The sequence below is a fragment of the Rhodospirillales bacterium genome, from assembly GCA_018666775.1.
In the GTDB taxonomy this organism is placed as follows: Bacteria; Pseudomonadota; Alphaproteobacteria; order SMXQ01; family SMXQ01; genus JABIXC01.
The window spans coordinates 302,740-315,269 of record JABIXC010000017.1; the positions used below are offsets into that span (position 1 = coordinate 302,740).

The window sequence follows — 12,530 nt, forward strand, 5'->3', positions numbered from 1 at the left end:
GTCAGTGGACGTAGCCCAAGAAACGAGGCATCCTATGATAAATTTTCCAATTGGACAACCTGCCCTTTTGGGGGCCATGGGAGGGCTTAAAATGGCAGTAGAATTCATGGATTTACTTGAAGCGCCTGAGCTTGAGGTCGGTCATTCCAAAAAAGTACTGTTCAGTTCTGATCATTATCACACCTGGGTTCATGGCGATTACCCCGGCACCAAAGGCCCCATGCACAGCCACACGGCGGATCAGACCTTTTATTGTGTTCAGGGTGAATGCACCTTTCATTTTCCAGATGATACCTCTCATGCCATTGGCCCCGGCCAATTGGCATTGATCCCAAAGGGCCATCATTATCAGCTCGATAACACGGGCGATGAATACTTGATCCTTTTGGGCGGCCGGGCAGAGACCGCAGGCAACCCGCGCTTTGGGGTAGAGGGCGAAACCGTGGGTGAAAACGACTATGCCCTCAAAAATCCAGACAAGATCAAAATCCCTGAAGGGTCAAAAGCAAAAAAGGAATAATTTCACCGTGGCAAAATCCCCGAATTTTATCCTGTTCATTTCGGACCAGCATCGTGCCGACCAATTGGCGTGTTACGGCAATGATATTGTCAAAACCCCCAACATCGATTCAATCGCGGCGCGCGGTGCCCGGTTTGATCATTTTTATGTCGCCACCCCCATCTGTATGCCCAATCGGGGCACCTTGATGACCGGGCGCATGCCGTCGCTCCATGGGTCGCGCCATAACGGCATTCCCTTGTCGTTATCTGCCACCACCTTTGTCGATATTTTGGCAGCTGCCGGTTGGGACACGGCGTTGATTGGGAAATGTCATTTACAAAGCATGTCACCCAAAAAGCCCACCCTTGGCATGCCCAATGTCGATCCCGATCTGGTGATGCCGCCGGCAGATTTACGCGAAGCCGATAAAACCATTCTGTCCCAAGGCAGCTACACCCAGGAATTGACATCGAGCTGGGCCGATCCTGATCACGAATTGGACCTGCCCTATTACGGTTTTCAACATGTCGAACTTTGCGTCGGCCATGGCGATAAAGTCGTCGGCCATTATGGCCGTTGGCTGGAGGAACGCCATCCGGGGTCCAAATCATTGCGGGGGCCCGATAATCAATTGCCGGGCAATACCTATTCCGCCCCCCAAGCCTGGCGCACGGCGATCCCCGAAGAACTTTACCCAACGTCATATGTGGCGGAACGTACCTGCGATTATCTAGACGAACACGCAAAAGACAAAGACGCCAAGCCGTTCTTTATTCAATGCTCCTTCCCCGATCCCCATCATCCATTTACACCGCCCGGTAAATATTGGGACATGTATGATCCCCAGGACATGCCATTGCCCAAAAGCTTTTATTCCAATCACGAATTGCCCAGCCATTTGGCGGCCATTCATAAATTGCGTGATGACGGCAAGGACAACCGGGATGGGCAACGCGCCATTGGTATTAATGAAACCGACGCCCGTGAAGCTATGGCGCTAAATTATGGCCAAGTGACCATGGTTGATGATTGCATCGGCCGTATTTTGACAAAGCTAACAGAGCTTGGCATGGATGAAGATACGGTTGTTATTTTCACCACCGATCACGGTGATTTCCTAGGCGACCACCAATTGCTTTTGAAAGCCGCCCTGCATTATCAGGGTTTGGTGCGGGTGCCCTTTATCATGGCCGATCCAAAAACCGAAGATGCAGGTTCGGTCCGCGAAGACCTGTCAGGCACCGTGGATATTGCCGCCACCGTCTTGGCCCGTGCCGGATTGGCACCACAAAATGGCAATCAGGGGCGCGATCTGATGAACCCTGATGCCCGCGACCCCGATACCCCGGTGATCATCGAAGAACATCAACGCTACGGCTATATGGGGCTGGGGGATGGCTTCCGGGCGCGCACCCTGATGGGCAGGCGCTGGCGCTTTACGGTCTATGATGATGGTGAAATTGGCGCATCGGGGCTTGGCGAATTATACGATCTGGAAAATGATCCCCTGGAACAGATCAACCTGTTTGATGATCCAGACCATCAAGCCATCCGGGCAGAACTTACCGATCAATTGCTGCACCAGGTCATGAATATGGTCGACACCAGCCCGCTGGCCACCCATCACGGGCCATAAAAAACGGGGGCACCCCTGCCCCCGCTTTTAAACTCTATTTGACCCGGCTTAGGCCTTGGACTTTTCTCTGCCTTCTTTCAGGAGCCAGGAAAACATTTCTTTGGTTTTAATGGCAGTTTCGGGCAAGGGCATGTTGACGATTGGGTAATCGTCTTTCCAATGGAACGGCCGGCAGGCATCGATGATGCAGCGTGAATTGGTGTAATTGCCGATTGCTTTATCTTGGGGTGAAATGCACGGGTCCAACGGGGTGGACCAGGCATTGTGGATGATATCGATGGATTCTGCAGGATTGCTCCGGCTGGTGACCGCCCACATCAGTTCTTCCAGATTGGCAATATCGACATCTTCATCGACCACCATGACATATTTACCGGCATATGCGCCTGATCGGCACTGGGCCGCAACATGGCCCGCCTGGCGGGCATGGCCGGGATAGCGTTGCTTGATGGCAACGGCGGTCAATTGACGCGAACCGCCCGCTTCATGGCACCAGGTGGCAACCACATCGGGGACACCGGCTTTTTGCATTTCGTCTTTCAAAATGGCCGAGCGCATGACGGCGCGATAGCGGGCCTGTTCTTCCGGGGGGCGTTGCGGGGGGCAGCCTAAAATGATCGGATCATTGCGGTGATAGATGGCTTTGATGTCGAGAACAGGTTCGGCCCGCATCTTTGATCCATAATAACCAGTCCATTCACCAAACGGGCCTTCGGGTGCGCGGTTGCCGGGCTGGACAAACCCTTCGATGACCATTTCGGCACTGGCGGGGAAAGGAAGACCTGTGTGTTTGCCCTTGATCACTTTCATGGGGCGGCCGCGATAGGCGCCGGCAATATCAAATTCGCACACCCCATAAGGGATTTCAGTACACCCCATCAGGAAGGTCAATGGATCACCGCCGACAACGATACAAACCGGCATGGCTTCGCCACGGGCTTCGTATTTATCGCGATGAATGCGGCCATGTTTGCCCGGTGAAATATAGAACCCAACTTGTTTTTTATTCTGGATCATCACGCGGTACGTGCCGACATTGATCCAGTCTTCGTCTGGGTCGCGGGTGACATTGAAAGACCCGGTGCCAATGTAGCGCCGCCCTTCATCGCGGTCGTGCCAAACCGGGGTTGGGAATTTGGTGATGTCGATGTCATCACCTTCTAAAATGTTTTCCAATATCGGGCCTTCGGTGACTTCTTCGGGGGCCAACGGCTTTTTGGCGATTTCCCTGAAATGGGTCAGAAAGGCTTCGGACAGGCCAACCTTATCAAGGTCTGTCGGCAGGCCCAGGGTCATGTTCTTGCGGCTGGCCCCAAAGAAATTGGTCAGCACACGCATGCCGTCTTCGACGCCCGGAATCTTTTCAAACAAAGCCACCGGGGCATTTTCATCATGCTGCAGCAATTCTGCGGCCATGCCGATGTCATCTTCCCAGGTATAATTTTGCCCGACCTTCAGCTCGCCTAATTTATCGGCTTCTTCAATCCACCCACGCAGATCATCAAAGGGAACGTTGACCTTGAAATTATCACTGGCATTGTCGGACATATCGATTGCTCACTTTTTGAAATTTTCTCTAGAAGGCGCGCAATTTAGCGCAGGAAACGCCCTTACGCACGGTTTTTATGGTGTTTTTTGTGCATCAAGGGTGACAATCTCCAAAGGACCCGAAAGGGTTTTGTGAACAGGACATTTATCGGCAATTTCCAGCAATCTTATGCGCTGTTCGCCATCAAGGCTGCCGGTCAGGGTGATTTTGCGCACAATGCGATAGATTTTGCCGTCCCCGCCATCTGTTTGGTCACAATCATCGCGATGAACCCTGCCATGATCGAGCGCCACAGAAACGCCTTCGAGCGGCCATCCCTTGTGATTTGCATACATGCGTAATGTCATGGCGGTGCAAGCCCCAAGGCCTGACAACAAGAGATCATAAGGCCCAAACCCTTTATCGGTGCCCCCAAGCTTTTCAGGCTCATCAGCAATCAAGCTATGGTTTCCGGCGGTGATAGATTGGGCCAAACCATTTTTGTTTATTTCTGTCACCAAAACGGCACTGTCTGTTTTGATGGGGGCATCGTCTGTTGATGGCTCAGTGATGTAGCGCCCGGCCCAGGCACTGAGGACATTGGCAACATACGTGGCATCTTCGGGGCGGGACACTAGATGATCGGCATCATCAAGGGAGACGAAGCTTTTGGGGTGTTTGGCAGCTCCAAAAATGGTTGCCGCATTATCAATGCCAACGGTTGCGTCCCCCGGGGCATGAAAAATCAGCAATGCTTTGCCTAAATCTGACAGGTTTTCATGAACTTTCTGTTCTGCAATATCATCCAGAAATTGCTTTTGGATGGTGAAACCCCTGCCCCCAATTTTAACCCGGGCCTCACCCTCGGCCACGATTTTATCTGTTTGGTCATCAAACAGATGGGCAACGTGTCCGGGATCTGCCGGTGCGCCAATGGTCGCAACGGCGCGGGCAGATGGAATGCTGTGGGCAGCGGCTAGCACGGCTGCCCCGCCTAAGGAATGGCCGACAAGGACTTCTGGCCCATGACCAAGGGTCTTTTCCATAAACTGAGCCGCTGCGATCAGATCGCCAACGTTTGATGAGAAATTTGTGTTGGCAAATTCGCCCTCTGATGCCCCAAGCCCGGTAAAATCAAATCGCAGCACGGCAAAGCCATGCTCCGTCAGCGCCGCAGCGATCCGTGTTGCCGCGTGAATGTCTTTGGAACAGGTAAAACAATGGGCAAACAGGGCTGTGGCCCGGACCCCGGTATCGGGGCTGTCCAGTCTTGCGGCCAGCTGGCTTTTGCCATCATGGCCCAAAAATTCAACGCGTTCGCTGGTTATTGCCATTGCGCCCATCCCAAATTATTTAAAATCCTGAAAACATTAGCAGATCATTGGTTCCGGTGTGCTTGTCTTGCATTGATAAGGTTGGAAAAGACACGCATTGCGCCCTATAACTTAGGCCTGTTAGGGCATCTTTGCCTTTATTCTCGGCAAATTTTGAAGGTTTATATGAGCAGTTTATCTTTAACCGAAGCCCTCAAGGTTTTCGGCAATCGCAATTATGCCATCTACATGTTGGGCAATGTTCTTTCACAGATCGGGGATTGGTCCCAACGTCTGGCCGTGGGCTGGTTGGCATGGGAATTGACCAAATCCCCATTCTGGCTTGGTGTCATCCTGTTTGCCGATCTGGCACCGACTATTCTAATCAGCCCCATTGGGGGTGCGCTGGCCGATCGTATGGATCGATTGCGCCTGACCAAGATGACACTATGGGCATCGGTTGTTCAGCCCGCCACTTTGGCCGCGCTTTATTTTACGGATGCGTTGAACATCTGGATATTGCTGGTGGCCACGGTTTATTTGGGCACGGTCCATGCCTTCAACCAAACCGTGCGCCTTGCCATTGTGCCGCTTTTGGTGCCGGAAAAGGATATTCCCCGGGCAACACCGCTCAATTCCATTTGTTTCAATATGGCGCGATTTATCGGTCCTGCTGTGTTTGGCCTGATCGTCATGGTGGCCTCCGTCGGCTATGCCATTTTGGTCAATGTTTTTTCGTATCTTTTGTTTGCTTTCATCCTTCATTTCGTGACCCTTCGTGATGAAGCGCTGGCACCGCGAAAGAAAAAACACATCCTGTCAGAAACCTGGGAAGGGTTGACCTATGCCATCACCCATCCGGGCATCGGGCCATTGTTAATCGTTTTAATCGCCAGCTCCTTTGGTACCCGGGCTTTCATGGACCTGTTGCCGGGGTTTGCCGATCAGGTGTTTGGTCGCGGACCAGAGGCATTGTCCATGATGACCTCCGCCACGGCAGTGGGGGCGTTTTCGGGAGCTTTGTATCTTGCGATGCGGTCCACCACCAAGGGTTTGGCGACCGTTTCTATGGCTGCGTCCATGCTGGTGGGGGTAGGATTAATCGCCTTTGCCTCTATTGATAATTTTTATATAGCAACCTTCGTGTTGATCTTTGTGGGTGCCGGGTTGTCGACATCGGCCGTGGGGGTTTTGACCCTGGTTCAAACATCGGTAAAACGCGAAATGCGCGGGCGTGTGATTGCAGTTTATGGCATTATTTTCCGGGGTGGCCCTGCCATTGGTGGATTGGCCATGGGTTGGATCGCCGAATGGACCGGGTTGCGTTGGCCTGTGGCGGGTGGTGGCTTGTTATGTGTTCTGGTCTGGTTTTGGGTGGTTGGTCGTCTTGGGACGGTACGAAAAGTACTTGAATCGGATATTAAATGACCAAAGATGAGGATGTCGTCGTCGCGCAGAAAGAAACTGTTTATGACGGTTATTTTCAGGTTGAACGCTATCGGCTGAGCCATCGCTTGCACAAGGGTGGCATGAGCGAACAGATCATGCGTGAAGTGTTTGAACGCGGCCACGCCGTTGCGGTTTTACCGTTCGATCCCATCAACGACATGGTTGTGTTACAGGAACAATTTCGCGTTGGCGCCTATGCGGCAGGCCAAAATCCGTGGTTGACGGAAATTGTTGCTGGTATCATCGAAGACGGTGAAACCAATGAACAGGTGGCAATGCGGGAAACCAAGGAAGAAGCAGGCCTTGAAGCATTAGAATTATGGCCAATGGTGCGCTATTTGGCATCCCCCGGCGGCACATCGGAAACGGTGGAAGTCTTTCTTGCGAGGGTTGATAGCCCAAAAGAAGAAGGCGTGTTTGGTCTGGACCATGAAAACGAGGATATCCGCGTATTTCCCCTACCCTTTTTAGATGCCATGACGCTTTTGAAGGATGGAAAAATCAACAATTCCATGACTTTGATAGCCTTGCAATGGCTGGCATTGAACCACAAGGCCGTGCTTGCGCGATGGCGGCCTTAACGGGACCCTTGATTCGCCTTGATTGGTTTGTCGGGGGCAGCTACAAAAAGTTATAAAAACAATACAGACACAGGGCAGAACGGAAAAATTTCATGGACATTCGTGACGGGTTTTTAGAAACCATTGGTAATAACCCCCTTATCCGGCTCAACAAGGCGTCAGATGAAACGGGCTGTGAAATTCTGGGCAAGGCAGAATTTCTCAACCCCGGTGGCTCGGTCAAAGATCGGGCAGCGTTGTACATTATCAATGATGCAGAAAAGCGCGGTGCGTTGAAACCGGGCGGTGTTGTGGTCGAAGGCACGGCTGGTAATACCGGCATTGGGCTGACGCTGGTGGGCAATGCCCGTGGGTATCGCTCCGTTATTGTCATTGCCGACACCCAAAGTCAGGAAAAAAAGGACATGTTGCGCCTTTGTGGGGCGCAATTAGTGGAAGTTCCAGCCGTTCCCTATTCTGATCCCAACAATTACGTCAAAGTATCCCAGCGTTTGGCCGATGAATTGAATAATTCGGAAGAAAATGGCGCCGTTTGGGCCAACCAATTCGATAATGTTGCCAACCGTGAAGCCCATATTCAGGGCACAGGGCCTGAAATTTGGGAACAAACCGATGGCAAAGTCGATGGCTTTACCTGCGCCATTGGCACCGGCGGCACGTTGGCAGGTGTTGCCATGGCTCTGAAGGAGCGCAATCCCAATATCCAGATTGCCGCTGCTGATCCGGGCGGTGCGGCCATGTATGAATGGTTCAAAAACGGCGAATTGCTGTCCGAAGGCACCTCTATCACCGAAGGCATTGGCCAAGGACGCGTTACGGGCAATCTGGAAGGCGCACCCATCGATACGGCTTACCGGGTCACGGACGAAGAAGCGTTGCCCATTGTGTTTGATCTTTTAAAGCATGAAGGGCTTTGCCTGGGTGGCAGCACCGGGATCAATGTTGGCGGTGCCATTCAAATGGCCAAGGAAATGGGCCCGGGCCATACAATCGTGACGGTGCTAGCAGATTTTGGGCAGCGCTACATGTCAAAATTGTTTAATCCAGCCTTCCTGAAAGAACGTAATCTTCCCATTCCAGAATGGCTTGATAAGTAATAAAAACAATGTCTTGTATTGTGTATCTTATCAATTAAATGAGGCTGTAAGGACCTGTGGCCCAAGACAAAAAAAAGCGACCCGTTGCAAAAAAGAAGCGTGCCTCAAAAAAAAGGGTGAACCCTGCAACTGCGGTAACGCAGGTCGGGCGCGATTCAACCGCCAATTTTGGCGTTGTTAATCCGCCAGTTTATCACGCATCGACCGTGCTGTTTCCAACGCTGGCTGACCTGGAACGCATTTCCAAAGAACCCTTTGATCATGTCTATTACGGTCGCCATGGCACCCCAACCTCTTTTGCTTTCGAACAAGCCGTGGCTGAATTGGAAGGGGGGCACCGAAGCATCGCCACGAATTCCGGATTAGCAGCCATTACGGGGGCTTTGATGGCATTCGTTCGCACCGGCGATCATGTTTTGGTGCCAGATTCCGCCTACAGCCCAACACGCAAATTTTGCGACACCATTTTAAAGGGGTTTGGGGTTGAGACCACCTATTACGACCCCCTGATTGGCACTAAAATCAAGGGTTTTATCCAGAAAAACACCAAAGTTGTCTTCACCGAAGCGCCCGGCTCCCTCACCTTTGAAGTGTCTGACATTCCGGCCATTGCAAAGGCCGCACACGCGGCAAAGGCCGTGGTGATGATGGATAACAGTTGGGCCACGCCGATTTATTTTGCACCCTTTGATCATGGGGTGGATGTTTCCATTCAGGCTGGCACCAAATATCTTGTTGGCCATTCCGATGCCATGATTGGGTCTGTGACCACCAATTCAGAAACACTATACAAACGCATCAAAGCATCCGTGACGATGACCAGTGGTGCGCCGTCACCCGATGATTGTTATTTGGCGTTGCGCGGCATCCGCACCCTTGCGGTTCGTCTTGATCGGCATCAGGAAACCGGCCTAAAGCTTGCCCATTGGCTTAAACGCCGACCAGAAGTCTCGCGCATACTCCATCCTGCCTTTACCGATTGCCCCGGGCATAAGCTCTGGCTGCGTGATTTTACGGGCGCATCGGGCCTTTTTTCCATCGTGTTGGCCAAACATCACCGCAAAAAGGCGTTGGCTGCCATGCTGGATAATATGGCGCTGTTCAAAATGGGCTATAGCTGGGGCGGCTTTGAAAGCTTAATCCTGCCGGCAAACCCGGAAACCATTCGCACGGCGTCACCATGGCAGGCCGATGGCACCCTGCTCCGGCTTCATGCGGGTCTGGAAGATCCCGATGACCTGATTGAGGACCTGGATTGCGGTTTTGCACGTCTGAACCGCGCCTAAGCCAGTTCAAGGCCTGATTGCATATATTGACAGACCCCCTAAAGCACTGTTCTAACAAGGGGGAACCCTTATAGGCATGATCAAATGACGCCAGATAAAGAAACAGAAGTCCGGGATTTGTCGGGCGCAAAAGATGCAATCATCGAAGCCATAACTTTCGATGATCGTGGTCTGGTGCCAGCCATTGCCCAGCAATTCAATACCGGTGAGGTGTTGATGATGGCCTGGATGAACCGTGAAGCGGTTGAGGCCTCACTGGATACGGGGTTAGCCCATTACTGGTCCCGGTCTCGGGGCAAGCTCTGGCAAAAAGGTGAAAGCTCTGGTCAGGTGCAAAAAATGCACGATTTTCGGATTGATTGTGACGGCGACACGGTCTTGCTTGCGGTTGATCAATTAGGCGTTGCTTGTCACACCGGACGGCACAATTGTTTTTTCCGCGCCCCAAGAGACGGGATCATTTCAGACATACACCCCGTTTCCAAAGACCCGGCCACTCTGTATGGCGCCAAAGACAGCAAACAGAATGACTAAAGCCATGGGGCGCCCCCGAGGTGTGGTTACCCTTGTGCTTTTTTCTGTCCTTTGCCTTTTCCCTAATGCTGCAAAGGCAGAGGACACAAAAAGCATCCGTGTGTTTGCGGCCGCTTCGACCATTTCGGCACTGACCAGGGTGGCAGCAGTTTATTCAAAATCAAACGCCATAAAAATAGTGCCGATTTTTGCATCAAGCGGTGCCTTGGCCCGCCATATCGATTCTGGCATGCCCGGGCATATCTTTTTGTCTGCCAATCAACACTGGATGAATTGGCTGACCAAACGGGGACGCATCAACAGGCCAAGCCGACGGGTGTTTCTGGAAAACCATCTTGTGATCGCGGTTCTGCGTAAAAGCACGTTAAAACTATCTCTGGTGGGGGGTGATTTTATCCGGGCGCTCGGAATGGGCCGCCTTGCCATGGCCGATCCCGATCATGTGCCCCTTGGGACCTATGGTCGTGCGGCATTAAAAAAACTTGGTGTTTGGAATGGGGTTAAAGACAGGGTTTTGCGACTGAGCGATGCGGCAAGGACCCGGGTGATTGTCGAGCGCGGCGAAGCCGTAGCCGGCATTTTATATGCCAGTGACATCAAGGGAAACCCGAAGCTGCGCGCAGCAGTTCGGTTTGATACGCATGATCATCCGCCCATTCATTACGAAATTGCATTGCTTCAAAGGGCTGCAAACAATGCGGCAGCTTTGCGCTTTTTAAAATGGCTTAAAGGTGCTGCGGCGAAGCAAATTTTCACCAACGCGGGTTTTCAGGTAAAATAAATCCATGGATATCTTTGCCCTGAGCGCGGCTGAACTGGAAGCCTTGAAATTAAGCCTGCGCGTAGCACTTTGGTGTGTTGCTTTCAGCCTGCCGGCGGGCATTCTTGTTGCATGGGTTTTGGCGCGGCTAGATTTTCCGGGGTGCGCGTTGCTGGATGGCATTGTTCATCTGCCGCTTGTTTTGCCGCCTGTGGTGGTTGGTTATGGGTTGCTTTTAGTGTTGGGCCAGCAAGGGCCCGTTGGTAGCTGGTTGTATGACACGTTCGGAATTACGGTCGCCTTTACATGGAAAGGTGCCGTTGTGGCATCGGCGATCATGGGGTTTCCCTTAATGGTGCGCGCCATCCGGCTTTCGATTGAGGCCGTTGACCCCGGTCTTGAAGCGGCCGCACGCACCCTTGGTGCCGGTCCCTTCAATACGTTCATGACGATCACCCTGCCCCTTGCCTGGCCGGGTATTTTGACGGGCATGGTTTTGGCTTTTGCTCGAAGCCTTGGTGAATTTGGCGCAACCATTACCTTTGTTTCCAACATTCCGGGCGAAACCCGAACCTTGCCCTTGGCATTGTTTGGATTGACCCAGGTCCCCGGCAGCGAAGATGCTGCCCTTCGATTGGTGGTCATTTCCATCGTTTTGGCCTTTGCCGCCCTGATCGCATCGGAAGTGACCGCACGGCGTATCCGAAAACGGATGGGGGGCTAGGGATGTTGGAGGCCCATTTCAAAAAGACCCTGGGGGATTTCACCCTTGATGCGCGTTTGTTTGCCGGTGCGGGTCAGGTGACAGCTCTGTTTGGGCCTTCAGGGGCCGGGAAAAGCACGTTGGCATCCTGTCTTGCGGGATTAATTGATCCAGATGAGGGCCATTTCAAGTTTGATGGCACCGTGTTGTATGATTCCAAAAGCAACACCCGGGTGCCCCCTGAACAGCGGCGCATTGGCACGGTGTTTCAGGATTCGCGTCTGTTTCCGCATTTAAGCGTCGCAGGCAACCTGAATTACGGGCTTTCCCGCACCCCAAAAGAACAGCGCCACGTCAAACTGGATCAGGTTGTGGATATTCTGGATATCAAAGATTTGCTGAACCGGCCGGTCAAAGCGCTTTCGGGGGGTGAAAAACAACGCATTGCCTTTGGCCGGGCCGTGCTAACCAGCCCCAGATTGTTAATTCTCGATGAGCCATTGGCGTCTTTGGACAGTGCCCGAAAGGCAGAAATCCTGCCCTTCATTGAACGTCTGCGCGATGAACTCTCCATTCCCATGATCTATGTCAGTCACAGCATTGATGAAATCCTGCGCCTTGCCGATGATGTGGTGGTGTTAAACCGGGGCTCCGTTGTGCGCGCCGGCCCTGCCGTGGAAACCCTGAACAGCGAAACCATCGTTCATGGGGATAGGGCAAACAATGGGATTGAGCCCGGATCGGTGATTGAAGCCCGGGTTGAGACCGCAGACAGCTACGATGGGCTGACGATCCTCAATGTTGAGGGCAAAGATGGCAAGGTTTCAGGCGGACAGCTATATGTCCCCCAATTCCAATGCAGCCCCGATGATCGCATCCGGCTTCGCATTCGGGCCAGAGACGTCGCCCTTGCCACATCAAAGCCAAAAGACCTCAGCATTTTGAATGTTTTGGCCGGTAAAATCATGGCCATTTCCCCCCAAGGCGATGCCCACAGCGATATTATGATCGATATCGGCGCTGACCTTTGGGCCAGAATTACCCGGCGCTCAACGAGCGAGCTATCTTTGACAGTGGGACAAGTGGTCTATGTTTTGATAAAATCCGTCGCAATTGACCGCAGCACCAGCGGCTAAAAACA

Annotated in this window: 12 protein-coding genes; 10 read left to right on the top strand and 2 right to left on the bottom strand. The window is 52.5% G+C overall.

Going from position 1 to position 12,530, the window contains the following annotated elements; genetic code table 11:
• Window positions 1-91 precede the first annotated feature (91 nt).
• Window positions 92-520, top strand: a complete 429-nt coding sequence (locus HOJ08_09410) for a cupin domain-containing protein (GenBank protein MBT5673648.1) — start codon at window positions 92-94, stop codon at window positions 518-520.
• A complete protein-coding gene (locus HOJ08_09415) occupies window positions 459-2,138 on the top strand; it encodes a sulfatase-like hydrolase/transferase (GenBank protein ID MBT5673649.1) in 1,680 nt (559 codons plus the stop codon). The genes HOJ08_09410 and HOJ08_09415 overlap by 62 nt, the downstream gene beginning before the upstream one ends.
• A gap of 48 nt (window positions 2,139-2,186) precedes the next feature.
• On the opposite strand, the gene HOJ08_09420 is transcribed toward HOJ08_09415, so the two are convergent.
• Window positions 2,187-3,686 carry a UbiD family decarboxylase gene (locus tag HOJ08_09420; protein ID MBT5673650.1) on the bottom strand — a complete coding sequence of 500 codons (1,500 nt, stop codon included), beginning with the start codon at window positions 3,684-3,686 and terminating at the stop codon, window positions 2,187-2,189.
• A gap of 75 nt (window positions 3,687-3,761) precedes the next feature.
• On the bottom strand, window positions 3,762-5,000 hold the full coding sequence (locus tag HOJ08_09425; protein ID MBT5673651.1) for an alpha/beta fold hydrolase: 1,239 nt from the start codon (window positions 4,998-5,000) through the stop codon (window positions 3,762-3,764).
• Window positions 5,001-5,165: 165 nt separating this feature from the next.
• Between HOJ08_09425 and HOJ08_09430 the strand changes: the two genes are divergently transcribed.
• From HOJ08_09430 to modC, 8 genes are all read left to right on the top strand, one after another.
• Window positions 5,166-6,407 (top strand): MFS transporter, encoded by a 1,242-nt coding sequence (locus tag HOJ08_09430; GenBank protein MBT5673652.1) that lies wholly within the window; start codon window positions 5,166-5,168, stop codon window positions 6,405-6,407.
• Complete coding sequence (locus tag HOJ08_09435) at window positions 6,404-7,009, top strand: NUDIX domain-containing protein (protein MBT5673653.1); 606 nt, start codon at window positions 6,404-6,406, stop codon at window positions 7,007-7,009. The genes HOJ08_09430 and HOJ08_09435 overlap by 4 nt, the downstream gene beginning before the upstream one ends.
• Before the next feature lie 92 nt (window positions 7,010-7,101).
• Window positions 7,102-8,106: a cysteine synthase A gene (locus HOJ08_09440; GenBank protein MBT5673654.1), complete on the top strand. Its 1,005-nt coding sequence runs from the start codon at window positions 7,102-7,104 to the stop codon at window positions 8,104-8,106.
• A gap of 116 nt (window positions 8,107-8,222) precedes the next feature.
• Window positions 8,223-9,392, top strand: a complete 1,170-nt coding sequence (gene metC / locus HOJ08_09445) for a cystathionine beta-lyase (GenBank protein MBT5673655.1) — start codon at window positions 8,223-8,225, stop codon at window positions 9,390-9,392.
• An 84-nt stretch (window positions 9,393-9,476) separates the two neighbouring features.
• Entirely contained in the window at window positions 9,477-9,926 is a 450-nt protein-coding gene (gene hisI, locus HOJ08_09450) for a phosphoribosyl-AMP cyclohydrolase (protein ID MBT5673656.1), read from the top strand.
• Entirely contained in the window at window positions 9,919-10,707 is a 789-nt protein-coding gene (modA, locus tag HOJ08_09455) for a molybdate ABC transporter substrate-binding protein (GenBank protein ID MBT5673657.1), read from the top strand. Before hisI ends, modA begins: the two co-directional genes overlap by 8 nt.
• Window positions 10,708-10,717: 10 nt before the next feature.
• Entirely contained in the window at window positions 10,718-11,410 is a 693-nt protein-coding gene (modB, locus tag HOJ08_09460) for a molybdate ABC transporter permease subunit (GenBank protein MBT5673658.1), read from the top strand.
• A gap of 2 nt (window positions 11,411-11,412) precedes the next feature.
• Entirely contained in the window at window positions 11,413-12,525 is a 1,113-nt protein-coding gene (modC, locus tag HOJ08_09465; GenBank protein MBT5673659.1) for a molybdenum ABC transporter ATP-binding protein, read from the top strand.
• The last annotated feature ends 5 nt before the right edge of the window (window positions 12,526-12,530 follow it).